The following is a 25,062-nucleotide window of genomic DNA, read 5'->3' on the forward strand; positions in this document are numbered from 1 at the left end:
CCGGCTGGCGAGCGCGGCAGCCGCCGCGTGGCACCGCTGTGTGCGCATGCTTGGTCGTCCTCGTCCTCGTCCTCGTCCTCGTCCTCGTCCTCGTCCTCGTCCTCGTCGCGGCCTGCCGCCGTGCGGTGGGACCGGTTGTGCGGGAGCTATCGGCCCAGCGCCTGCGCAGTGTCGTCCAGCGCGGCCCAGGCCTTGTCGAACAGTTCGTCGACCTGCGCGCGGGTGATGATCAACGGTGGCGACAGCAGCATGGCATCGTAGGTCGCGCGCAGGATCAGCCCGCGGCGCAGCGCGAAATCGCGGCACAGCGCCCCGACCCGCCCGCGCCCTGGGAAATACGCACCGCGACGCTGTTTGTCCGGCACCAGTTCCAGCGCCCCGACCAACCCGGCGATGCGTGCCTCGCCCACCAACCGATGCTCACCCAGCGCGGCCCAGCGCTGCGCCAGGTACGGCGCAACCTGCGTGCGCGCAGTCTCCACAATGCCCTCGTCCTGCAGCAGGCGCAGGTTTTCCAGCGCCACCGCCGCGCACACCGGGTGCCCGGCATAGGTGCCACCGTGCGCCAGCTCGCCGCCTTGGCTCTTGAGCACACCGGCCACGCGGTCGTTGAACATCGCCGCCGCCAGCGGGATGTAGCCGGAGGTGATGCCTTTGGCCAGGGTCATCACGTCGGGCTGGAAGCCGAAATACTCCGCACCGAACCACTCGCCGGTGCGGCCGAAGCCGCAGATCACTTCGTCTGCAACCAGCAGGACGTCATAGCGCCGGCAAATCCGCTCGATTTCCGGCCAGTAACTGCGCGGCGGGATGTAGACGCCGATCGCGCCCATGATCGGCTCGCCGATAAAAGCGGCGACGTGATGCGGCCCGAGCTGCAGAATCTTGTCTTCCAGACGACGCGCCGCCAGCACCCCGTAGTCCTCCGGATCCATCTCCCCGCCATCGCCGAAGTGATAGGGCGGTGCGATATGGTGGATATCGGCAATCGGCAACCCGCCCTGCTGGTGCATTCCCTTCATGCCGCCCAGGCTGGCGCCGGCCATGGTGGTGCCGTGATAGCCATCATGGCGGCCGATGAAGATGCGTTTTTGCGGCTGCCCCTGCACGGCCCAGAAATGCCGCACCAGGCGCAGGATCGTGTCGTTGGCCTCCGATCCGGAGTTGGCGAAGAACGCATGATTCAAATCGCCCGGCGCCAACTGCGCCAGCTTGGCCGCCAGCTGGATGGTGGGTTCGGTGGTGCACTGGAAGAAGCTGTTGTAGTAGGCCAGCTGCTCCATCTGCCGCGCCGCGGCCTGCGCCAATTCCCTTCGCCCATAGCCGACATTGACGCACCACAATCCGCCAAACGCATCCAGCAACTGGTTGCCATCGGCATCCCACACGTACACGCCCTCACCGCGCGTCAGGATGCGCGTGCCCTTCTGCGCCAATTCCGCGTTGTCGTTGAAAGGATGCAGATGATGGGCGGCATCGAGCTGCTGCAACGCCTTGAGCACCGAAGGATCCACGACCTGCTCCGCGCGTGAGGGGTTACAAGCATACCCAGGCCCTGTTGCCGGACCGTGGACGGCCTTGCAGAAAGCCCTGCCACTTCCTTGCACGCCCGACACACAGGGGGGGCGCAAGAACTTGCCCTGCCACCGACGTCGCCCTCATTCGCCCCTCGCGCACCTTCGCTCCATGAAGGAGGCCAATGTCCCGATGGAAGAAGGAAACATCTGGCGACGTAAACGGCCTGCACATTTCGACCGCACTTTCGGCCTCCTGCCCAGCACTGCCTGGCCTGTGCATGGCATCGCCGCACCTCCGTGCATTGCGCAAAGCGGCGCTGGCCCTTCATTGCATTGCCCTGCTCTGCCTTGTCCTGCTCTGCCTTGTCCTGCTTTGCTTTGCCTTGCTTACGCTTTTCCGGGGCCCCATACCGCAGCGGCAAGGCCGGCAGATACGACCCGCAGGGCGGCGCGCATGGATGCGCGACGTTTTTGTAAGGGACATGGATGTCCCTTACAAAAATTTCTGCCGGACTTGCGCACCCGCAGCGCCGAAGGCGCGCAGGGCGCGAGGACGGGGTGTGCTTTCTTTTTGGTTACTTTTTCTTTGCTTGTGCAAAGAAAAATTAACTCGCGCCCGAAGGGCGTGAAAGCCCTGCTTTCGGCTCAACTATCCAGAACAATTCCAAAGAAACGTGAAAGGTCTGCTTTAAATTTGCCCCCCAAAAAAAACGCGCAAGCACTGATCACGCCACGCTTCAACATCGCCCAGCGCCGTACCCTCATCCGCCCTTCGGGCACCTTCTCTCCCATAAAGGAGGACAATGTCCCGGCGGGAGAAGGGAAAAACCTGGGCTCCCGACGGAACTAGGGAAACACCCGGCACCGGTCTCAATCACGCCGCTCACACGTTCAACAACAAGAACTCCCGTTCCCACGAACTGATGACCCGGAAAAACGTTTCGTATTCCTTCCGCTTCACCGAGATGTAGGCACGCACGAACCGCCGCCCCAACATCTCTTGCAACGCCTCGCAGCCTTCCAGCTCATCCAGCGCTTCGCCCAGCGAGCGCGGCAAATCGTAGCCTTGCTCCTTGCCATTGCTGCTGATCGGCGCGGTCGGTTCGAGCTTTTCGCCAATGCCCAGCAATCCGCACGCCAGCGTCGCGGCCATCGCCAGATACGGGTTGGCGTCGGAGCCGGCGAAGCGGCTTTCCACCCGCATGTTCTGTGGCGCATCGATGGGCACGCGCAGCCCGCAGGTGCGGTTGTCGAAGCCCCACAGCACATTGCTCGGCGACACCTCGCCGAACATCAACCGCCGGTATGAATTGACGTTGGGTGCCAGCAGGCCCATCGCCATCGGAATGTATTTCTGCAAGCCGCCCAGATAATGCGCGAACGTATCGCTGAAACCGCCCTCGCGCTTGCCGCTGAACACGTTCTTGCCGGTGCCGGCATGCAGCAGGCTCTGGTGGATATGCATCGCACTGCCTGGCTCGGTTTCCATGGGTTTGGCCAGGAACGTGGCATACACACCGTGCCGCAGCGCGGCTTCGCGCATGGTGCGCTTGAACAGGAACACCTGGTCCGCGCGCGACATCGGGTCGGCATGGGTGAAGTTGACTTCCAACTGCGCGGCGCCGGATTCGTGGATCAGCGTGTCCACGTCCAGCTCCATCGCATCGCAATAGTCGTACATCAGGTCCAGGATGGGGTCGAACTCGTTGACCGCATCGATCGAATACGACTGCCGTGCGGTTTCCGGGCGCCCGGAGCGCCCTGCCGGCGGCAGCAGCGGGAAATCGGGGTCGGTGTTTTTCTGCACCAGAAAGAATTCCAGCTCCGGCGCCACCACCGGTTGCAGCTTGGCCTGGGCGTAGGCGTCCAGCACGCGGCGCAGCACGTTGCGCGGGGCAAGTTCGTGCGGCTGGCCATCCTTGGTATAGCAGTCGTGGATGACCTGCGCGGTGGGGTCGGCCGCCCATGGCACCATGCGCACGGTGCTGGCATCCGGGCGCAGATGCATGTCCGAATCCGACGGTGAGGTCAGCGCGTAATAATCGTCGGGGAAATCGCCGGTCACGGTGGTGGCGAAGATGCCTTCCGGCAGGCGCGTCCCGTAGTCATGCGAGAACTTGTCGGCAGGAATGATCTTGCCGCGCGCGTTGCCGGTGATGTCCGGCACCAGGCATTCCACCTCGGTGATGCTGCGCTCTTTCAGCCAGCGGCGCAGCGCGCTCTCCGGCTGCGTGGACGTGGTTTTGCGCGAACGTGTGCGGATGGACATGCAACCTCACGTGCCGCGTCGCGCGGCGTATTGGCGACAGGCCTCGCCGAAGGCCTGAAAGATGGCACGGTAGAACGGATGCTGTGTGACACGCCATTCCGGATGCCACTGCACCGCCAGCAGAAAGCCGGGGCCCGGGCCGCGGAATGCTTCGATCAGGCCGTCCGGCGCGGTGGCCTCGACCAGCAGGCCCTGAGCCAGTGCGGCAATGCCCTGCCCGTGCAGGGAATTGACCCATACCTGGGCGCTATCGCTCATGCCCGCCAGCCAGCCGCCCGGATGCAGGTGCACCTCATGCGCGGGGCCATATTGCGCGTCTATCGGTGTGCCGCGGTCTTCCCGGTGATCGGCCAGGCCGGGCACGTCGTGCACGCGCTGATGCAGGCGCCCGCCCAGCGCCACGTTGACCTCCTGCAGCCCGCGGCAGATCGCCAGCACCGGCAGGCCACGCGCAAGCGCCTGCGGGATCAGCGCAAGGCTGGTGGCATCGCGCGCCGGATCGTGCGGGTTGCCTTCCCTGCTGGGCTCGTCGCTGTAGTGATGCGGCTCCACATTGCTGACCGCTCCGGTCAACAACAGCCCATCCAGCCGCTCCAGCCACGCGCCCGCATCCAATGCCGGCTGCAGGCTGGGCAACAGCACCGGCATCGCGGCGGCTGCCTCGACCACCGCGCGGATGTACTTCTCGCCGGCGGCCAGGAACGGATGAGGCCCTTGCAGGATGCGATCGGTCGGCAGGCCGACCAGCGGAACGACAGCCATGCGCGAAAATCCGATACGTTCGGTGGAACGTCGATACGCTCGACGTTACCGCGCCACTGCCGGCATTGCCAAGCGCGCCACTGCGCTTGCGATTACTCACGCGCGCTTTGCTACGCTGCGCGGCGACTTTGCAGGTGTTGCCCATGGCTTCCGAGAACTCCATCGCCTCCCTGCCCGCTGCCGATGCAGATACCCTCTCTCGCATCGCCGGGTGCGAGTCCGTCGATCTGTTATTGCCCGACACCAATGGCGTGCTGCGCGGCAAGCGGGTGACCGCCGATGCGCTGGGCAAGGTGTATCGCGACGGTGTGTGCCTGCCGATGTCGCTGATCGCCACCGACATTACCGGCAATACGGTGGAAGAAACCAGGCTTGGCTATGCGATCGGCGACGCCGACCGCATCTGCCGGCCGATCGAAGGCTCGCTACGCCCGGTGCCCTGGGCGCCACGGCCGATGGCGCACCTGCTGTTGGCGATGCATACCCCCGAAGGCGGGCTGTTCGACGTCGCCCCGCGTGCAGTGTTGCAGCGCGTGCTGCAGGGGTTTGGCGCATTCGGCCTGACCCCGGTCATCGCAGTGGAGCTGGAGTTCTATCTGTTCGATGCAATCGCCGATGCACAGGGGCGACCGCAGACCCCGCGCGACCCGATCACCGGTGAACGCAGCGACAGCACGCAGGTGTATTCGCTGCAGGACCTGGACGACCAGCGCGGCTTCACCGATGCGGTCACCGCCGCGTGCAGGCAGCAAGGCATTCCGGCCGACACCGCCGTGGCCGAGTACGCACCGGGCCAGTTCGAAATCAATCTGCAACACCGTGCCGATGCGGTGGCCGCCTGCGACGAGGCGATGTTGCTCAAGCGCACCATCAAAGCCATTGCGCAGCAGCAGGGCAAGTTGGCCAGTTTCATGGCCAAGCCTTTCCCCGGCCAGGCCGGCAGCGGCCTGCATCTGCATGTGAGCCTGCTCGATGCCGCCGGGCACAACGTGCTGGCCAGTGCCGCCGACGTGCCTGCGCAGCCGCTACGCCACGCCATCGCCGGGCTGCAGCGGCATGCCGACGCCTCGCTCTTGATGTTCGCCCCGCATGCCAACAGCTATCGCCGCTTCGTCAGCAATGCGTTCGTGCCGCTGGATGCGAGCTGGGGCTTCAACAACCGTACCTTGGCGCTGCGCATCCCGCACAGCGATGCGCACAATACCCGTATCGAACACCGCATTGCCGGCGCCGATGCCAACCCGTATCTGGCCGCCGCGGCCGTGCTGGCGGCGATGCTGGACGGCCTGCGGCAGCCGGCCGAACCCACCGCACCGGTCACCGGCAATGCGTACGCGCAGTCGGCGTTCATCCCGCGCAGCTGGCAAGGCGCGGTGGATGCGTTCCTCGGCAGCGACTTCATCGCCGAGCAGTTCGGCACGCAGTTCCAGCACGTATTCGGCCAGCAGAAGCAACGCGAGCTGCTCGACTACCAGGCGCAGGTCCCCGACCTGGATTACGCGCGGTACCTGCGTACCGTGTGATGGCCTACCCGCACGCGCCACTGCCGCACAGCGATTCACCGGGCAACGGGTATCCGGACAGCTGGTACGCACGCAGCACGCCGGCCTTGCCCCAACAACCGCGCCTGCAAGGCGCCGAGCACGCCGACGTCTGCATTCTGGGCGGTGGATATACCGGCCTTGCCGCCGCGCTGGTGCTGGCCGAGGCCGGTTACGCCGTGATCGTGCTGGAAGCCCGGCGCGTGGGCTGGGGCGCGTCCGGGCGCAATGGCGGCCAGGCCATCGTTGGCTACGGGTGCGAGCAGGAAACGCTGGAAGCGCTGGTCGGCAACGACGATGCTCGCCTGTTGTTCGATTTCTCGCGCGACGGCATGCGCCTGCTGCGCGAGCGCATCGCGCGTCATGCCATCGCCTGCGACTGGCGCGACGGCCACGCGCATGTACCGCTGAAGCCGCGTCAGGTGCGGGCGCTGCAACACGGCATCTTGCGCATGGCCGAACGCTACGACTACCCGCTGCAATGGTGGGACCGCGCACGGACCCGCCAGGTACTGGACAGCCCGCTGTACCTGGGTGCCATGTTCGACCCCGCCAGTGGCCATCTGCAGCCGCTGGCCTATGCGTTGGGCCTGGCGCGAGCCGCGCTGGCCGCCGGCGTGCGCATCTACGAAGACTCGGCCGTGACCAGGCAGCAGCCCGGGGAGCGGGTGGTGATGCATACCGCCCACGGCAACGTGACCGCCGCGTTCGGTGTGATCGCCGGCAACGCCCTGCTGCGCGGCATCGCCCCGACGCTGGAACAACGCATCATGCCGGTCGGCACCTATGTCGGCGCCACGCCGCCGCTGGGCCAGGCGCGTGCACGCGCCCTGATCGCCAACGACATGGCGGTGGCCGATACCAACTGGGCACTGGATTACTATCGGCTCAGTGCCGATCACCGCCTGTTGTTCGGCGGGCGCGCCAGTTACTCCTCGCGTCCGCCTGCGGGCTTGCAGGGCCTGATGACCCAGCGCATGCACACGGTATTCCCACAGCTGCACGATGTGCCGCTGGAAACGCTGTGGGGTGGCTACGTGGACATCTCGCGCAACCGTGCGCCGCACTGGGGCCGGCTGGCGCCCAACCTGTACTTCGCGCAGGGCTTTTCCGGGCACGGCGTGGCGGCCACCGGGCTGGCCGGCCAGGTCATTGCCGAGGCCATCGCCGGCCAGAGCCGGCGCCTGGACGTGTTCGAACGCATCCCGCACCGACCGTTCCCCGGCGAGCAGCGGCTACGGACCCCGCTGCTGGTGGCGGCGATGAGCTGGTATCGGCTGCGCGATGCGTTGTGGTGAGCGCCCCGCTTTGGAACGTGGTGCTCAAGTTTTGGCGAGCAGGGCCGTTAGCTGACCTGACGGTTCGATCCAGATGGCCAGCCGATGTCTCCAGGTACCCTACATCGCAATAGTGAAAGTGCAGTCCTGCCGCAGCGCGTGCTGTTGGTGGAGAACTCGCGCACGTTCACCAGCATGCTGCGCGAAGCCATCGAGCAACGCGTGGAACTTCCGGTCACGGTCGTCTCGACACTGGCCGAAGCCGCGCGCGTGCTCGACGAAGAGGACGGCTGGTTCCTGGTCCTCACCGGCCTGGTGCTGGTGGACGGCGACCGCGACAAGGTCGTGGAATTCTTTCTCTCGCGCAAACTGCCCACCGTGGTGGTCAGCGGCGTATACGACGAAGACCTGCGCCAGCGCGTGCTGCAGCAGCAGATCATCGACTACGTGCTGAAAAATGCACCGGGCAGCATCGAATACCTGGCATGGCTGGTGCAGCGCCTGGAGCGCAATCGCCGCATCGCCGCCCTGGTGGTGGACGACTCGCTGTCGGCACGCACCTATGCCGGCGCGCTGCTGTCGATGTACGGCTACCGCGTGGTACTGGCGGCCGACGGCGCCGCCGGGCTGGACGCGATCGAACGCGATCCCGGCATTCGCCTGACCATCGTCGATCAGGAAATGCCTGGGATGGATGGCGTGGAATTCACCCGCCGGCTGCGCGCGATCCGCTCGCGCGACAAGGTGGCGGTGATCGGCATATCCGGCAACAGCGATTCGTCGCTGATTCCGCGTTTCCTGAAGAACGGCGCCAACGACTTCCTGCGCAAACCCTTTTCGCGCGAAGAATTCTTCTGCCGCGTGTCGCAAAACGTGGACCAGTTGGAACTGATCGGCACGCTGCAGGATCTTGCCACCCGCGACTTCCTCACCGGCCTGCCCAACCGGCGCTATTTTCTGGAACAGAGCCAACGGGTCATTCCCAAGCTGTTGTTGGAGGACCAGACGGTGACCGCCGCGATGGTGGATATCGACCATTTCAAGCACATCAACGACACCTGGGGCCACGAAGCCGGCGACCAAGCGTTGCGTGCGGTGGCCGCGTCGGTGTCCGGGCATGCGCGGCCGCAAGATCTGGTCGCACGCTTCGGTGGCGAGGAATTCTGCCTGTTGGTGCCCGGGCTGGATGCCGCCAACGCCACCAGCTATTTCGAAACCCTGCGCGAGCGCATCAGCGCCCTGCGCGTGCGCGTGGGAGACGAGACGTTGAGCATGACGGTGAGCATCGGCGTATGCATCGCCAGCGAAAGCGACCAGTCGCTGCATTACCTGCTGAACGAAGCGGACAAGCACCTGTATCTGGCCAAGGCCGGCGGCCGTAACCAGGTGCGTCTGGCAAGCTGACGCTGCATCGTCGGCAGGCCCAAGCGGCGCGTGCGGATGACGCGCCTGCCGACATGCCTTGATCCAGATCAACGCCCGGCCGGCGTGCGCGGCTTACCGTATGCCCATCGCACTGGGCAAGGGACTTCGATGGCACTGCTGGTCTGGCAGGACGACCTCAACACCGGGATCGAGGTGATCGATCATCAACACCGGCGCATTGTGGACATGATCAATCAGCTGCATGTTGCGCAGACCAGTCTGCAGCAACTGGCTGTGGCGGAGGTGATCGACGAACTGATCGATTACACGCTCTCGCACTTCGCCTTCGAAGAAGAACTGATGCAGGAAGCCGGCTACCCCTTCAGCCAGGCGCACCAACGCCTGCATGCGGTATTCGGCAAGCGCGTGGGCGAATACCGCCTGCGCTTCCAGGCCGGCGAAGACGTCAGCGACGAGCTGCGCAACATGCTCTCACGCTGGCTGTTCAACCATATTCGCGGCGACGACCAGGCCTACGCACCGCAGGTGATCGCACACCTGGACCGGTTTTCGCGGACCCATCAGCACGGTAGTTGGCTGGGCCGCACGCTCAAGCGGATCTTCGGCTAAAAGCCGGATCGACGCCGCGGCGCTGCAGCAGCACTTTGATGCGCGCACGCTATCGCGTCATCGGGCACCGCCAGTTCGCTGCACGATCCGGACACTTCACACACCGTCGCGACCTCCGCTCAGCGACGCCAACGCCGCGCCACGACCAGCGCCACCAGGCTCAGCACGGCCGCCCCACCCAGGTAATACCCCACCGATTGCACGCCGTAACTGGCCGCCAGTTGCGTGGCCACGTAGGGCGCCGGTGCCGCGCCCAGGATGCTGGCCAGATTGAACGACAGCGACGCGCCGGTGTAGCGCACCTCGGTGGGGTACAGCTCGGCCAGCAGCGTGCCGCAGGGACCATAGGTCAGGCCCATGAAGAAAAATCCCAGCGACAGGAACGCCAGCACCTGCAACGGGTGGCTGGCCTGAAACAGCGGTGCAAACGCCAGGCCGAATGCCACGATGGCGATGCTGGCCAGCATCATCGCCAGCGGCGCGCCGTGCCGGTCGCCAAACTTGGCCGACAGCGGAATGCCGAGCGCAAAGAACACGATGCCGGCCATCTGCAGCAACAGGAATTGTTCCTTGTCGTAGCCCAGCGTCTTGGTGCCGTAGCCAAGCGCGAACACCGTCATCAGATAAAACAGCACGAAGGTGGCGAATGCGCCCAGCGTGCCGACAATCAGTGCCGGCCAATGCTGCGACACCACGGTGCCCAGCGGCAGCCTGACACGCGTCTTGCGGTCCAGCGTCTTCTGGAAATCCGGCGTCTCGGTGATGCTCAGGCGCACCCACAGCCCGGTCAGGACCAGCAACGCACTGGCCAAGAACGGCACGCGCCAGCCCCACTGCATGAACTGCGCATCGTCCAGCACTGCGCCCATGCCCAGAAAGGTGCCGGTGGACAACAAAAATCCCAGCGGCGCGCCCAGTTGCGGAAACATGCCGTACCAGACGCGCTTGCCCGGCGGCGCGTTCTCGGTGGCCAGCAGCACGGCCCCGCCCCACTCCCCGCCCAGTCCCAAGCCCTGGCCGAAGCGGCATAACGCCAGCAACGCAGGCGCAAACACGCCGATCTGCGCGTAACTGGGCAGCAGGCCGATGGCCACGGTGGACAGACCCATCGTCAGCAGCGCTGCCACCAGCGTGGCCTTGCGCCCTACCCGGTCGCCGAAGTGACCGAACACCGCCGAGCCCACCGGCCGTGCGACGAACGCGACCGCAAAGGTCGCCAACGACTGCAGCATCGCCGCACTGCCATCGCCGGCGGGAAAGAACAGCGTGGGAAACACCAGCACTGCAGCGGTAGCGTAGATGTAGAAATCGAAGAACTCGATGGTGGTGCCGATCAGGCTGGCGAACAGCACGCGCGCGGGTGAATTGGTGGGTGCGGCAAGCGGCGCAGCGGCAGTCATGGTTGATCGACATCCGGGAAGCAAGACGGCCGATTCTGGCAGATCGCGGCGCTGCTTTGCGCAGGCAAACCGGGATAGAAGGTTACAGGCGTGACCGACAGTGCTTTGGATCGCGTCCTACTGGTCTTGAACCAGATGTGTTTGCAGAAGTTTCCGGCAACCCGTCGCCGGAGATCGTCGCCTGCTCAGCCTGCAAGGTGCGAGGTCTTCGCATTTGCTACTCGCCCTGGGCCGCCCACCATCGCAGGACTCGCCGCAGGGACGTCCTCGCAGGCTCGATGGATGGATTCACGGCGCGTCCCGCAAGCGGTGAGGATGCCGCGCACTTAAGGTCTTTGCGTTTGCTGCAGAGCCCTGCCCGCCCACCATCGCAGGACACGCTGCAACTACATCCACGTCAGCTCCGTGGCGTCATCCATGCCGCCACCGGTCCCGCGCCGATGGGCGGGCAAGGACCAGTTGAGTTGGTCGTTCTGCACAGCTTTCAAAAGCCGCAGGAACTCGCTCAACCGCTCTGTGGCGCCTGCGCTGCTGAGCGCTGCGTCTGCTCCGCCAAACCGATCGGCGTCAGCACCGCAAACTGCCGCTCGCCGCGCGCTTCCACGCGCACCCAATCCGGACCCGGTTGACCGTCCAGGTTTGCGGCCCCCAACCAGGCAAGCGTGCGCAGCAGCACGCTCATGCGCACGCCCAGATGCTTGCATAGCCGCGCCAGCGACACGCCATCGGGCGCGTCGGCAAGCACATGCAGCAGCTGCGCGGTCAGCTGTGGATCAGCGGACAAGCACCGCTCCGATATCGCGCGGTGCCGCATCGGCGGTTTCGGCGCGGTGCGGCAGCACGATCACCGGAATCGACTTGGAAGTCGGCGTACGCGCCTCGTCGGCGAAACTGGACAACGGCACCAGCGCGTTGGTTTCCGGGTAGTACGCGGCCAGGCAGCCACGCGGGATGTTGTAGTCCACCAACAGGAAACGCCGCGCCTCGCGGCGCACACCGTCCTCGCACAGGCTTTCCAGGTCCACCCAATCGCCCGCCTTCATGTTCAGTGCCGCGATATCCGCGCCATTGATGAACAGCACGCGGCGCTCGCCGAACACGCCGCGATAGCGGTCGTCCAACCCATAAATGGTGGTGTTGTACTGATCGTGCGAACGCGTGGTGGCCAGGGTGAACACCATCTGCTCGGCGTGGCTGCGGCGCGCGCGATGGATCGGGTTGTCGGTGGGCACCGCGTGCGGCTTGAACACCGCGCGTTGTTCCGGCGTCACCCACTGGCGATCGCGCGCGGTGTTGGACAAACGGAACCCTCCCGGCGTCCGCACGCGCTCGTTGAACCCGGCAAAATCCGGGAACACCTGGGCGATGAGATCGCGCACGCGGTCGTAATCGCCCACCAGCCAACGCCAGCGGATCGCGCTGCGTGCGCCCAGCGTGGCTTCGGCCATGCGCGCCACGATCGCCGGTTCCGACAGCAGGTCCGGCGAGGCCGGCGGATTGATGCCGGCCGACAGGTGCACCATGCTCATCGAATCTTCCACCGTCACGCCTTGCGAGCCGGCATCCTGGATGTCGATCTCGGTGCGCCCCAGGCACGGCAGGATCAACGCATCGCGCCCATGCACCAGGTGGCTGCGATTGAGCTTGGTGGTGACATGCACGGTCAATTCGCAATTGCGCAACGCGCGGTGCGTGGCATCGGTATCCGGCGTGGCGGCAGCGAAGTTTCCGCCCATCGCGAAGAACACCTTGCCGCGGCCGTCCAGCATCGCCTCGATCGCACCCACGGTATCGAACCCGTCTGTGCGTGGCGGGGCGAAGCCGAATACCGACTGCAGCTTGTCCAGGAAAGCGGCCGGCGGCTTCTCGTAGATCATCATCGTACGGTCGCCCTGCACGTTGCTGTGCCCGCGCACCGGGCAGACGCCCGCGCCGGGCCGGCCCAGGTTGCCGCGCAGCAGCAGCAGGTTGGTGATCATGTGGATAGTCGCCACCGAATGCTTGTGCTGGGTGATGCCCATGCCCCAGCACGCGATCACGCGCTCGGCATTGAGATAGATCTCCCCGGCCTTGCGCAACGCGGCTTCGCCCAGCCCGGATTCTTCGACGATGGTGTCCCAGCGTTCCGCATGCACGTCGGCAGCGAACGCGTCGAAATTGGCGGTATGTGCGTGGATGAACTCCAGGTCCAGCAAGCGCGGCGTGCCATCGCGCTGCGCCTGCGCATCGCGCTCGAGCACATGCTTGATGATGCCCTTCACCGCGGCCAGGTCGCCGCCGATCTTGAGCTGGAAATAATCCGAAGCGATGCGCGTGGAGCCGTTGTGCAACATCTCCAGCTTGTCCTGCGGGTCGGCGAACTTTTCCAGCCCGCGCTCGCGCAGCGGGTTGAACGCCGCAATCGCCGCACCGCGCTTGGACGCCTGCCGCAACTCGCCCAGCATGCGCGGATGATTGGTGCCCGGGTTCTGCCCGAAGATGAAGATGGCGTCGGCCAGCTCGAAATCGTGTAGCGACACCGTGCCCTTGCCCACGCCGATCTGCGACCGCAGCGCGGTGCCGGAGGGCTCGTGGCACATGTTGGAGCAATCGGGGAAGTTGTTGGTGCCGAACTCGCGCACGAACAACTGATACAGGAACGCGGCCTCATTGCTGGTGCGCCCGGAGGTGTAGAAGATGGCCTCATCCGGCGTTGCCAGGCCATTGAGGTGCCGCGCGATCTGCGCGAAGGCATCGTCCCAGCTCACCGGCACGTAGTGATCGGTCGCCGCGTCGTAGCGCATCGGGTGGGTTAGGCGACCCTGCCCTTCCAGCCAGTAATCGCTGTATTGCGACAGCAGGCTGACGGTGTGCGAGGCGAACAGCTCCGGCCCGGCACGGCGTGCGGTGGACTCGGCCGCCACGGCCTTGGCGCCGTTTTCGCAGAATTCGAACGTGGAGGTGTGGTCGCGATCCGGCCAGGCACAACCGGGGCAGTCGAAGCCGTCCGGCTGGTTGGCGTGCAGCAGCGTCTTGGCGCCCTGCACGGCGATGTCCTGTTCCATCAGGTGCTTGGCCACCGAGCGCAATGCGCCCCAGCCGCCCGCGGGATTGTCGTACTGCTTGATGGTTTTCTTGCTCATGCGGGCTCTCCCACGGCAACGCCCAGATCCAGGCGCTGCGGATGGCTGTAAACGACACAATCGTGATCGCGGGCAAACCCGATCAGGGTCAGTCCCGCACTCTCGGCCAGGCTGATCGCCAGCGCAGTTGGCGCCGAAATCGCTGCGAGCAGCGGAATTCGGGCCTGCGCGGCTTTCATGGCCATTTCGTAACTGGCGCGGCTGGTGACCACCGCGAACCCGTGCGATGCATCGATGCGCGCGCGCGCCAATGCACCGATCAATTTATCCAGCGCGTTATGCCGGCCCACGTCTTCGCGGACCAGCTGCACATTGCCCTGCGCATCGGCCCAACCGGCCGCGTGCACGGCGCCGGTCTGCGCGGCGATGGGCTGCCGTGCTTGCAGCGCATCCAGCGCATGCGCCAAGGCATCCACGTCGATCTGCAGGGACGTTTGCAGCACCGGCGGCACACGCAGCACCGCTTCGATGGACTCGTTGCCGCACACCCCGCAACCGCTGCGCCCGTCCAGATTGCGCCGCCGCTGGTCCAACGCGGCTGCCCGCTCGGGCGGGATTTCGATCTGCAACGAAGCGCCTTCCAGAAACGTCTCCACCGCGATCACGCGCAAGTCCTGCGCGTGATCGACGATGCCTTCGCTCAACGAGAACCCGAGGGCGAAATCCTCCAGATCCTCCGGCGTGGCCATCATCACCGCGAATGGCACGCCGTTGTAGATGAAGGCGACCGGCATTTCGGCCGCCACCATGTCCTGCACCGTGGCGCTGCGGCCGCCGCGATGGCGACGGACCGTGCGTACCACACTGCCGGGACGCACGGTGCGGGAAGACGGACTGGTCATCTCACCTCAATGGAACAGCACGAAGGCTTTCTGCAGCGTGACCCAGATACCGAACAGCATCGGGATACCCACCGCCAGCCAGGCAAACGCGACCAGTGCCGGGTTGCCGCCATGACCGATACGCGCCAACTGCTCCGGCGGAATCACGCCATGCCCGGTGCGGTCGACCTTCTCGTGCGCGAGCTGCTTTTCGCGTGCCAGTTCGTCGGGCGTCATGAAGTGACGTGCGGCCACCGGGCGCACCAACAGGTTGCAGATCAGGCCAAGCACGAGCATGCCGGCAAGGATGTACATGGTGGTGTTGTAGACCTGTGACGGCGGGCTGCCGTGCGCCAGCTGGTACTCGCGCATGTAACCCACCACCACCGGACCCAGGATGCCGGCGGTCGCCCAGGCCGTTAGCAGCCGGCCGTGGATGGCACCGACCATCTGGGTACCGAACAGGTCGGCCAGGTACGCCGGAATGGTGGCGAAACCGCCGCCGTACATCGACAGGATGATGCAGAAGATGCCCGCAAACAGCGCGATGCCGCCGATACCGCCAGCCGACGGCGCCGCTGCATACAGGCAGATGCCCAGCACGAAGAACAGCGTGTAGGTGTTCTTGCGGCCGAGCTTGTCGGACATGCTGGCCCAGAAGAACCGGCCACCGATGTTGAACAGGCTGAGCAGACCGGTGAAACCGGCTGCGATGGCCGCGATGCTGGCCAGCTGGGTCGGATCCAGGCTGGCGAAGCCCACATCCACGCCGATCAGACGGCCGCCGAACACTTCCTGCAGCATCGGCGAGGACATGCCGATCACGCCGATACCGGCCGAGACGTTCAGGCACAGCACGCCCCACAGCAGCCAGAACTGGGGGATGCCCCAGACCTTTTTCACGTGCACATGGTTGGCGGTGATCATGGCATTGCTGCTGGCCACCGGCGCGGTCCAGCCGGCCGGGGTCCAGCCACTCGGCGGCACGCGGTAACCGAACGCGCCCGCCATCATGAAGACGAAGTACAGCGCCGCCATCACCAGGAAGGTTTCCATCACGCCCACCGAGGTGGGGGTCGCGAAATGGCGCATCAGCGCATCGGCCAACGGGCTGCCGATCATCGCACCGCCGCCAAAGCCCATGATCGCCATGCCGGTCGCCATGCCGCGACGGTCCGGGAACCACTTGATCAAGGTCGACACCGGGGAGATGTAGCCCAGGCCCAGGCCGATACCGCCGATCACGCCCGAACCCAGCCACAGCATCCAGATCTGATGGAAGTGGATGCCGGCTGCCGAGATCACCAAGCCGCCGCACCAGCACAGCGCCGAGACCACGCCGGCCTTGCGCGGGCCTGCCCGTTCCAGCCAGCCGCCCCAGATCGCTGCCGAGCAGCCCAGCAACACGAAGAACAGCGTGTACATCCACTGCAATTCGCTGATCTTCCAGTCGCAGGTGGTGGCCACCATGCGCGCGAACAGGCCCATCTCGGCCGGGCACGCGATCGACTCGGTGATGCCCAGCGCCTTGGACAACGGCAGCCAGAACACGCTGAAGCCGTAGGCCATGCCGATGCACAGGTGGATCGCCAATGCTGCCGGCGGTACCAACCAACGATTGAACCCCGGCCGCGCAATGATGCGCTCCTTGGACAGTAACCCGGCGTCTGCGCCGCTGGCTGTCGCCACGGTGGACCCTTGCGTCATTCTCATTTCCCCCAAAAAACCAACGATGAACTGCGAAAGCACGGCTGACAGGACTACCACCAACGCCTCGCGGGCGATGGCGACGTCCTGTCGGCCGTTCCGAATACGATTGATAGCTGCAATCAAATAACGCGTTGCGATACGGGCAGCGACACCGACCAGGCCCAACTGGCGGTCGTCTGGCGCATCATCGGCGATCCGTGCCTGTTTGCAATGCTCGCCAGCGCCCTGCAGTGTTGCAAAGCGCCGCCACCGCCCATGCCGCGTAAGCGTGCCTTGGTGTTAGCGGCCGCAGCTGCGACTAATTGACTAGTCTGTCTGCACTTCGCCAACCGCGTCGCGAAACCGTTCCCGCCGCACCGGCTGCACGCGCCGCGGTGTGGTGGGTGCTGGCATCGTCCGCCCCCTGCCCCGTCTACCGGAGTACGCACGACGCGCCGGCGTTCCCATGCGCGTGCCGGCATCTCAGGTGACGGACGAGGTGCCGGCTGCGTACAGTCGGGCGATCCTGCACGATGGAGCCTGCCATGCCCCACCACCTTCCCAGCGATACCGCCGATGCGCTGCAGGCACCGACGCAGCTGGATGCCTTCTGGATGCCGTTCACCGCCAATCGCCAGTTCAAGGCACGGCCGCGCCTGCTGGCCTCGGCGCAGGACATGTATTACCGCGATGTGCACGGCCGCCAGATCCTGGACGGCACGGCAGGCCTGTGGTGCTGCAATGCCGGACATAGCCGGGCGCGCATCGTGGCAGCCATCCGCGAACAGGCCGGCACGCTGGATTTCGCGCCGACCTTCCAGATGGGCTCGCCGCTGCCCTTCGTGCTGGCGCAGCGGCTGGCCGCGATCGCCCCACCGGGCTTGGGCCATGTGTTCTTCACCAACTCCGGCTCGGAAGCGGTGGATAGCGCGATGAAGATCGCGCTGGCCTATCACCGGCTGCGCGGCGAAGGCCAGCGCACCCGTTTCATCGGCCGCGAGAAGGCCTACCACGGTGTCGGGTTCGGCGGCATGTCGATCGGCGGGCTGCCCAACAACCGCAAATGGTTCGGCCCGCTGCTGGCCGGCACAGATCATCTGCGGCACACGCTGGATCTGCAGCGCAACGCCTATGCGCGTGGTTTGCCCGCACACGGCGCGGAGCTGGCCGACGATCTGGAGCGGCTGATCGCCTTGCACGATGCATCCACCATCGCCGCGGTGTTCGTCGAACCGGTGTCCGGTTCGGCCGGCGTGATCCTGCCGCCGGAGGGCTACCTGCAGCGCTTGCGCGCCATCTGCGACCGCCACGGCATCGTGCTGGTGTTCGATGAGGTGATCACCGGTTTCGGCCGCGTGGGCAATGCATTCGCTGCGCAGCGCTTCGGCGTCACCCCGGACATCATCACCGCCGCCAAGGGCCTGACCAGCGGCACCGTGCCGATGGGCGCGGTGCTGGTGGCCGATGCGATCTTTGATGCCTTCATGCACGGGCCGCAAAACGCGATCGAGCTCTTTCACGGCTATACCTATTCCGGCCACCCGCTGGCCTGTGCAGCGGCGATTGCCACGCTGGACACCTATGCCGAGGAAGAGCTGTTCACGCGCGCGATCACGCTTGGCCCGCAGTGGGAAGACGCACTGCACAGCCTGCGCGGCTCGCCGCATGTGATCGACATCCGCAACATCGGCCTGATCGGCGCGATCGAGCTGGCACCACGCGACGGCGCCCCAGGCGCGCGCGGTTACGACGTCTTCGAGCGCTGTTTCCACGAGGGCGGCCTGCTGGTGCGCGTCACCGGCGATGTCATCGCACTGTCACCGCCGCTGATCGTCACCCCAGCGCAGATCGTGCAGATGGTGGAGACACTGGGCAGGATTCTTCGCCAGGTGGACTAGGCGCGGCTGGCCATCGGCGACGACCGCAACCTGCGCTGGCAACGGGCTCCCGCGTGTCACGCATGCAGGCACCCGTCAAGCGCGCAAAGCCGGGGCAGGCTCACTACAATGCCCGCCCCGCATCCCAGCAGTTGCCGTATGAACATCGTTGTCAAAGAAGAACTCAAGGCCTATATCGACCCGCTGACGCCCGACGAGCACGAGGCCCTGGAACGCAGCCTGCTGGCCGAAGGCTGCCGCGATGCCTTGGTGTTGTGGGGCGATGTGCTGGTGGATGGCCACAACCGCTACGGTATCTGCCAGAAACACGGTCTGCCGTTCCAGACGGTACAGAACCCGCGCTTCCAGTCCATGCAGGACGTGCACCTGTGGATGATCGAGCAGCACCTGGGCCGGCGTAGCGTGTCCGACTTCCAGCGTGGCGTACTGGCGTTGCGCAAGCGCGAGATCCTGGCCGCACGCCAACGCAGCCAGCGCGACACCGACGCCGCTGCCGAAGCGCCGGCCGTGGCTGGCGACCAGCACGACACTGGCCTGGAGCAGAGCAGCGCGCACGCCGCTGACGACACCGACAGCCCACCCTGGGACGAAACCTCTACCCCGGTCAGCCGTGCCGAGCTGGCCCGCGAAGCGCGCCTGAGCAGCAACCAAGTGGTGATGATCGAACGCATCCACAAACAGGCCGCGCCGGAAGTGGTGCAGGCGGTCAAGGCGGGCGAGATTTCGATCAGCGCCGCCGCTGCGGTGGCCACGCTGTCCGAAGACGAACAACGCGCCGCCGCGCAGGCCGGCAAGGCCGAGCTCAAACAGGCCGCCAAGCGCGTACGCGATGCCAAGCGCAAACCCAAGGCCGACGAAGCCGAAGGTGGCGAAGCCGAACGCCGCGACATCAAGGCCCTGCAGCGCCGCGTCACCGAACTGGAAAACGAAAACACCGCCCTGCAATCGAAGGTGACCGCACTGCAGGCGCAGCTGGAACGCCTGCGCGGCTGAGCGCGCACCCGACCGTCGACAGCAGCACGTAGGAGCGCACCCGGGCGCGACAGGCATTGCCGATAAAGCCCGTCGCGCCCGGGTACGCTCCTACGCCGGCAACAGCGCTGGGTCGCCCGACCCAAGCGCAGCTGAGCACAGGGCACGCAAGACGCGGCCACCAACCTGCGCGCGCGCTGGCGGCACCTGCCGTGGACATGCCCTGGTCAAACGACTGGGTACACTTCACCGATGGAACCAAGTCCCAGCACTCCCCGTCCGATCGATCCTCGTCGTGCCCAGTTGCAGCGCATGAAGCTGTTGGCGGTGGCCTTGTTGCTGGCGATGTTCGCCGGCTTCGTCGTCAGCCACCTGATGGGCGAGCACGGCATCTGGGCCTGGGTGTCGGCCTTCTGCGAAGCGGCCACGGTGGGCGCATTGGCCGACTGGTTCGCCGTGGTGGCGCTTTTCCGCCACCCGATGGGCCTGCCGATTCCGCACACCGCCATCCTGCCGCGTGGCAAGGAACGGCTGGCCAATGGGCTGGCAGTGTTCGTGCGCGACCAGTTCCTCGCCCCGGATGCGTTGATGGAAAAACTGCGGGTATTCGATCCCGCCAGCCGGTTGGGCGATTGGCTGGCCAAACCAGAGCAGGCACGCATGCTGGCGCAGATGACGCGCGGCTGGATGCTGCAGGCGCTGGAACTGCTCGACGAGGCGGCCGTCCGCCGCGCGATTCAAGGCTTCGTGGTCGACCGCCTGCGCAAATGGAACGCCGCCGCCACCATCGGCGATGTCATGGCCCTGCTCACCACCGACGGCCGCCACCAAAAACTGCTGGATGAAGTGTTGCTGCGGCTGGGCGAATGGCTGGACCAGGAGCAGGTCAAGACGCGCGCGTCTGCATTGATCGTGCGTTACGCGCGCCGCGAATGGCCCAAGCTGGTCGGCACCGTGAATTGGGTCAAGCCGATCGGTGAGATCGGCGACAGCCTGGCCGACCGCATGGCGCGTGCGGCGATCGAAGAACTGCAGGACATCCTCAAAACACCCGAGCACCCAATCAGGCTCGACTACGAAGCGTGGCTGCAGGGCTACATCACGCGCTTGCGCGACGAACCGGAAATGGCCGTGCGCGTGGAAGAACTCAAGCAACGCGCCATCGAACATCCGGCACTGCAGGACTATGTGCAAGGGTTATGGGGCGAAATTCGCGACGCACTGCGCAATGATCTGGCGCGCGAGCAATCGTCGATGGCCGCGCACGTGGAGCGTTCCATGCAATCGCTCGGCCGGGCCTTGTCGCAGGATCCCTCGCTGCGTGAGGCGCTCAATCAACATATGTTGCAGGCTGCCGACAAACTTACGGCGCGCTTGCGCACATCGGTCACCGACCATATTGCATCGACGATGAAAAGTTGGGACGAACGTCACCTCGTCGAACAATTGGAATTGGGGGTGGGACGCGATCTGCAATACATTCGGTTCAATGGAACCTTGGTCGGTGGACTGATCGGACTGATTCTTCACGCGTTGTCGATCTGGCTGTCGTTTTGATGCGGAAACGTCGATCGCCTATCCGCGCCGACGTGCAGGCTTAGGGGACTGTACACAGCCGTCGGATGTCGGGCGGTTCCACGAGGTCGACGCAGGTCGGCCAGCACTCTGGGCACGTAACAGGCAAGGCGAAGGAACGAACATGCCGAAGGGCCGCTGGGATTTGCGCAGGACATACGGGCGTCGCGCATTCTTCGGTGCACTGCTGATCCTGAGCGCCGGCCTGGTTGCCGCGATCGTCACCGGCGTGTGGCTGCAACGCCATAACGAGCTCGAGCGCCAGCAACGGTTCGACTACGTCGTGCGTACGCTGGCGCGCAACATCAGCGAGCGCATGTCCACCTTCGAGCATGGCTTGCGCGGCGCACGCGGTGCGGTGATCGGCGCAGGCAGCGGCATCATCAGTCGAGAACGCTTCACCTTGTACAGCCGCTCGCGGGATTATTCACGCGAGTTTCCCGGGGTGCTGGGGTACGGCTATATCCATCGGGTCGCTCCTGCCGACGAGGCCGCATTTCTGCAGGCCGCGCGTGCCGATGGTGCGCCGGACATCCATCGCCGGCCGTTGGCGCCGTGGGATGGCGAGCGTTACATGGTGCTGTACTTCGAGCCGGAATCCTCGGGCAACCGTCCGCTCGGCATCGATATCGCCTCCGAGCCGCGCCGGCGCGCCGCCGCCCTGCAAGCCGCACGCAGCGGCGAGCCGGTCATGACCTCGCCGATCTCGCTGTCCGGCTACCGCGTTCCCAACGAAAGCGGCTTTCTGGTGCTGTTGGCGGTCTATCGGGAGGGCATGCCGCTGCAGACGCCGCAACAACGCATGCTCGCCACCAGCGGCTGGGTGTATGCGCCTTTCAGCGTCGAGCAGATGGTGCGAAGCGCATTGGGCGAGCGCGACGACGTGGCGCTGGACCTGTCCGACCGCAACGAGCCCACCCACAATTTCTACCGCAGCGGCACGCCCGCCAGCGACAGCGCGCTGCGTCCTCCGGTGGTGCGGCTGTTGCCGATCTACGGCCGCACCTGGGTCATCACCGCCCACCCCACCGCCGGCTTCGTCGCATCGCTCAACCAGAGTTCGCCCTGGTTGATCGGCGGGCTGGTGATGGGTGCCGCGGTCCTATTTGCCGCCCTGCTGGTGCTGTATTTCAGCAACGGGCTGCGCCGCGAGGAAGTGCTGCGCAAGCAGATGGAGCTGGCCGCGCTGGTCAGCCATTCCAGCGAAGCCATCGTCGCCGAAACCCCGGATGGACGTATCACGCACTGGAACCCGGCCGCCGAGGCGATGTTCGGTTACACGGCCGAGGAGGCGATCGATCAGGACCTGACCATGCTGCTGTCGCCGCAGCCGTATGCGATGCCGGAGGTCGACCCTGCCGATGCGGCACTGGCGGGCAACGCATCGGCGGCGCAGACCATGCGCCATCGCGACGGGCATCAGGTGCATGTGCTGGCCAGCAAGGCGCCGATCATCGAAAGCGAAGGCACGCTCAGCGGCCATTCGCATTTCTTCCGCGACATCTCCGACCGCGTGCGCTCGCATCAACGCATCATCGACCTCAATGCATCGCTCGAACACCAGGTCGCCGAACGCACCAGCGAGTTGGTGAAGTTCTCGGTGCTGCAACGCGCGATCCTGGCGCACGCCGGCTACGCCATCATCGCCACCGATTCCAGCGGCTTCGTCACGCTGTTCAATCCGGCCGCCGAAAAGCTGTTGGGCTACAACGCGGCAGAGGTGATCGGGCGGCGCAAGGCCAGCCAGTTCGTCGAGCAAGAGGAACTGCAGGAGCGCGCGCAGATGCTGGCCGAACAGACCGGTACGCCGGTGGCGCAGACGCTGGAAGCGATCGCCGCGCTCACCAGCCTGGGTCGCAGCGACACCAGCGAGTGGACCTACGTCAGTCATGACGGGCGCCGCCTGCCGGTGCTGCTGACCTTGAGCACCCTGCGCGACGACCACGACCAGGTGATCGGCTATCTCGGCGTGGCGGTGGATCTCACCGAGCAAAAGCTGCACGAAAAACAGCTGCGCCTGGCAATGGATGCGGCCAAGAGCGCCAACCAGTCCAAGTCCGATTTCCTGGCCAACATGAGCCACGAAATCCGCACGCCCATGAACGCCATCCTGGGCATGCTGTACCTGCTTCAGCGCAGCGAACTGCCCGGCGCCGCGCAGGACATGGTCGCCAAGATCGATCGCTCCGCGCGCACGTTGCTGGAAATCATCAACGACATTCTCGACTTTTCCAAGATCGAGGCCGGGCGTATCGACCTGGAATGCGCGCCGTTCGATCTGAACCAGCTGTTCGATAACATCGCCGACCTGATGCGCTCCTCGCTCAGCGCCAAACCGGTGGAAATGATCGTCGAACCCCTGCCACGCGACAGTCGTTGGCTGCTGGGCGATGCGCTGCGCATCAACCAGGTGTTGGTCAACCTGGTCGGCAATGCGATCAAGTTCACCGAACAGGGCGAAGTAGTGCTGTCGGTGCGCCGCTTCCCCAGCGGCGACCCCAACAAGTTCAAGCTGCTGTTTTCGGTCCGCGATACCGGCATCGGTATTTCCAAGGAAAAGCAGAGCGTGATCTTCTCGCCGTTCCTGCAGGCCGACACGTCCACCAGTCGACGGTACGGCGGCAGCGGCCTGGGGTTGACCATCAGCCGACGCCTGGTCGAACTGATGGGCGGCGAACTGGAAGTGGAAAGCGTGCCCGGCCGCGGCAGCGAATTCTATTTCGTGGTGACGCTGGAAAAATCCGCGCCACCACAGGCGCAGCGCGAATTGCCGGCCTTGCCGCCGGAAGCGATGCCGCGCGTGCTGATCGCCGACGACCACGATGCAGCGCTCAACAACCTGGTGCGCATCGCCACCGAACTTGGCTGGCGCGTGGATGCGGTGGCCAGCGGACAGGCCGCATTGCAGGCCATCGAACACGCTACGGAGCCCTACGATATTTTCCTGCTCGACTGGCGCATGCCCGATATCGACGGGGTGGCCATCGCACGCCAGATCCGTGCACGCGCCACGCCCGGTCCGCATCCGGTCATCGTAATGGTCACCGCCTACGAGCGCCGCCTGCTGGAGCAGCATCCCGAGCAGCAGGATCTGGATGCGGTGATGACCAAGCCGGTGACCGGCGCGGCCCTGCACCGGCTGGTCGAACAACTGCTCGAGCAACGCCCGGGTGCCCGCCCTGCCACGCCGACATTCGTTGCGCGACGCCTGGAGGGCGCGCACCTGCTGCTGGTGGACGACAGCGACATCAATTGCGAAGTCGCCCAGCGCATTCTGGAGGGCGAAGGTGCCATGGTCACCGTCGCTCACGATGGCGAGCAAGCGGTGAGCACGCTCAAACGCGCGCCCAATCTGTTCCACCTGGTGCTGATGGATGTGCAGATGCCGGTGGTGGACGGTTACGAGGCCACGCGCCGGTTGCGCCAGATCCCGGCGCTGGCCAGCCTGCCGGTGATCGCACTGACTGCCGGCGCATTCCGCCCGCAGCAGGAAAAAGCGCTGGAAGCCGGCATGAACGGCTTTATCGCCAAGCCATTCAACGTCGAAGAACTGGTCACTGCCATTCGTCATTTCTTGCAGCCGGGCACGCGGCGCATTCCATCGCTTCCGCACGAGGCGCAGGCGCACGCCGGTCCCGAATGGGAATACAGCGACCCGGAACTGCTGGACGCCGCCGGCGCGCGCAGCCTGTGGCGCGAGCGCGAACCCTACGCGCGCTATCTGATCAAGCTGCTGCGCGACAACCCGGACCCGGCCGAGGTAGCCGCCGAGCATCTGCGACGCAACGAACTGCCGGCCATCGGCGCGATGGCGCACAAGCTGCGTGGCGCGGCCGGCTCGCTCGCGCTGCCGGCCCTGGCCGGTGCAGCCGGCGACCTGGAAACGCGTATCGAGGAAGGACACGACATCACCGCATCGCTGAGTGCGTTGAAGGACGTCATGCAGCGCACCGCCGACGCGATCCGGGCATTTTTGCAGCATGGCGACAGCGACGTTGCCGCCGACGAGGATGGCGCTGCGTTGGATGCAGACAGCGTGCAGATCCTGACATCGGCCTTTGCCAGCGACGATGCCGACCGGATCGACCACGCGCTGTTGATCTGCGCGCCACGCCTACCGCGCGCACTGCAGGAAGCCTTGCAGCGCGCGGTCGAAGATTTCGACTTTCGCCGCGCCGAAACCACGCTGCGCGAGTGGCAGACCACCCACCCGCACTAATCGCG

At 65.5% G+C, this 25,062-nt stretch carries 18 protein-coding genes; 10 read left to right on the forward strand and 8 right to left on the reverse strand.

The features are described from left to right. Positions 1–146: 146 nt before the first annotated feature. Positions 147–1,514: an aspartate aminotransferase family protein gene (locus ACCQ00_RS12535; protein WP_039568956.1), complete on the reverse strand. Its 1,368-nt coding sequence runs from the start codon at positions 1,512–1,514 to the stop codon at positions 147–149. A 172-nt stretch (positions 1,515–1,686) separates the two neighbouring features. Between ACCQ00_RS12535 and ACCQ00_RS12540 the strand changes: the two genes are divergently transcribed. Next, positions 1,687–2,367, forward strand: coding sequence for a hypothetical protein (locus ACCQ00_RS12540; protein ID WP_201442188.1), 681 nt, complete (start codon positions 1,687–1,689; stop codon positions 2,365–2,367). Positions 2,368–2,400: 33 nt separating this feature from the next. Here ACCQ00_RS12540 and ACCQ00_RS12545 read toward each other — a convergent pair whose 3' ends face one another. Both ACCQ00_RS12545 and ACCQ00_RS12550 read right to left on the reverse strand, forming a co-directional pair. Then, entirely contained in the window at positions 2,401–3,786 is a 1,386-nt protein-coding gene (locus ACCQ00_RS12545; protein WP_017156188.1) for a glutamine synthetase family protein, read from the reverse strand. A 6-nt stretch (positions 3,787–3,792) separates the two neighbouring features. Next, positions 3,793–4,548, reverse strand: a complete 756-nt coding sequence (locus ACCQ00_RS12550; RefSeq protein WP_039568958.1) for a gamma-glutamyl-gamma-aminobutyrate hydrolase family protein — start codon at positions 4,546–4,548, stop codon at positions 3,793–3,795. Positions 4,549–4,691: 143 nt separating this feature from the next. Here ACCQ00_RS12550 and ACCQ00_RS12555 point away from each other — a divergent pair, with 143 nt between their 5' ends. The 4 genes from ACCQ00_RS12555 to ACCQ00_RS12570 all read left to right on the forward strand — a co-directional run bounded on the left by ACCQ00_RS12555 (position 4,692) and on the right by ACCQ00_RS12570 (position 9,361). After that, positions 4,692–6,071, forward strand: a complete 1,380-nt coding sequence (locus ACCQ00_RS12555; RefSeq protein ID WP_372353942.1) for a glutamine synthetase family protein — start codon at positions 4,692–4,694, stop codon at positions 6,069–6,071. Beyond that, complete coding sequence (locus ACCQ00_RS12560; RefSeq protein WP_180301680.1) at positions 6,068–7,387, forward strand: NAD(P)/FAD-dependent oxidoreductase; 1,320 nt, start codon at positions 6,068–6,070, stop codon at positions 7,385–7,387. The genes ACCQ00_RS12555 and ACCQ00_RS12560 overlap by 4 nt, the downstream gene beginning before the upstream one ends. 84 nt (positions 7,388–7,471) lie before the next feature. After that, positions 7,472–8,770: a diguanylate cyclase gene (locus ACCQ00_RS12565; protein WP_039568966.1), complete on the forward strand. Its 1,299-nt coding sequence runs from the start codon at positions 7,472–7,474 to the stop codon at positions 8,768–8,770. A 129-nt stretch (positions 8,771–8,899) separates the two neighbouring features. Then, positions 8,900–9,361: a bacteriohemerythrin gene (locus ACCQ00_RS12570; protein WP_039568969.1), complete on the forward strand. Its 462-nt coding sequence runs from the start codon at positions 8,900–8,902 to the stop codon at positions 9,359–9,361. Between the two features lie 119 nt (positions 9,362–9,480). Here ACCQ00_RS12570 and ACCQ00_RS12575 read toward each other — a convergent pair whose 3' ends face one another. The 5 genes from ACCQ00_RS12575 to ACCQ00_RS12595 form a co-directional block, all read right to left on the reverse strand. Further along, positions 9,481–10,761 carry an MFS transporter gene (locus ACCQ00_RS12575; protein WP_039568971.1) on the reverse strand — a complete coding sequence of 427 codons (1,281 nt, stop codon included), beginning with the start codon at positions 10,759–10,761 and terminating at the stop codon, positions 9,481–9,483. A gap of 505 nt (positions 10,762–11,266) precedes the next feature. After that, the gene (locus ACCQ00_RS12580; RefSeq protein WP_039568974.1) at positions 11,267–11,545 is read right to left on the reverse strand and encodes a hypothetical protein; all 279 of its coding nucleotides are present in this window, start codon (positions 11,543–11,545) and stop codon (positions 11,267–11,269) included. Further along, on the reverse strand, positions 11,535–13,883 hold the full coding sequence (locus ACCQ00_RS12585) for an FdhF/YdeP family oxidoreductase (protein WP_039568976.1): 2,349 nt from the start codon (positions 13,881–13,883) through the stop codon (positions 11,535–11,537). The genes ACCQ00_RS12580 and ACCQ00_RS12585 overlap by 11 nt, the downstream gene beginning before the upstream one ends. Next, on the reverse strand, positions 13,880–14,725 hold the full coding sequence (gene fdhD, locus ACCQ00_RS12590) for a formate dehydrogenase accessory sulfurtransferase FdhD (RefSeq protein WP_039568979.1): 846 nt from the start codon (positions 14,723–14,725) through the stop codon (positions 13,880–13,882). The genes ACCQ00_RS12585 and fdhD overlap by 4 nt, the downstream gene beginning before the upstream one ends. A gap of 6 nt (positions 14,726–14,731) precedes the next feature. After that, the gene (locus tag ACCQ00_RS12595) at positions 14,732–16,411 is read right to left on the reverse strand and encodes an OFA family MFS transporter (protein ID WP_017159940.1); all 1,680 of its coding nucleotides are present in this window, start codon (positions 16,409–16,411) and stop codon (positions 14,732–14,734) included. 126 nt (positions 16,412–16,537) lie between these two features. Here ACCQ00_RS12595 and ACCQ00_RS12600 point away from each other — a divergent pair, with 126 nt between their 5' ends. From ACCQ00_RS12600 to ACCQ00_RS12620, 5 genes are all read left to right on the forward strand, one after another. Further along, positions 16,538–16,720 (forward strand): hypothetical protein, encoded by a 183-nt coding sequence (locus ACCQ00_RS12600; protein WP_080576027.1) that lies wholly within the window; start codon positions 16,538–16,540, stop codon positions 16,718–16,720. 206 nt (positions 16,721–16,926) lie between these two features. Beyond that, complete coding sequence (aptA, locus tag ACCQ00_RS12605; RefSeq protein WP_180301679.1) at positions 16,927–18,291, forward strand: omega-aminotransferase AptA; 1,365 nt, start codon at positions 16,927–16,929, stop codon at positions 18,289–18,291. 138 nt (positions 18,292–18,429) lie between these two features. Beyond that, complete coding sequence (locus ACCQ00_RS12610; RefSeq protein WP_039568981.1) at positions 18,430–19,284, forward strand: plasmid replication/partition related protein; 855 nt, start codon at positions 18,430–18,432, stop codon at positions 19,282–19,284. Between the two features lie 231 nt (positions 19,285–19,515). Further along, positions 19,516–20,820: a DUF445 domain-containing protein gene (locus ACCQ00_RS12615; RefSeq protein WP_039568983.1), complete on the forward strand. Its 1,305-nt coding sequence runs from the start codon at positions 19,516–19,518 to the stop codon at positions 20,818–20,820. A 142-nt stretch (positions 20,821–20,962) separates the two neighbouring features. Then, positions 20,963–25,057: a CHASE domain-containing hybrid sensor histidine kinase/response regulator gene (locus ACCQ00_RS12620; RefSeq protein WP_039568984.1), complete on the forward strand. Its 4,095-nt coding sequence runs from the start codon at positions 20,963–20,965 to the stop codon at positions 25,055–25,057. Positions 25,058–25,062 lie beyond the last annotated feature (5 nt).

Origin of the sequence: Xanthomonas sp. NCPPB 3761 (genome assembly GCF_041475705.2) — a bacterium.
In the GTDB taxonomy this organism is placed as follows: domain Bacteria; phylum Pseudomonadota; class Gammaproteobacteria; order Xanthomonadales; family Xanthomonadaceae; genus Xanthomonas; species Xanthomonas phaseoli.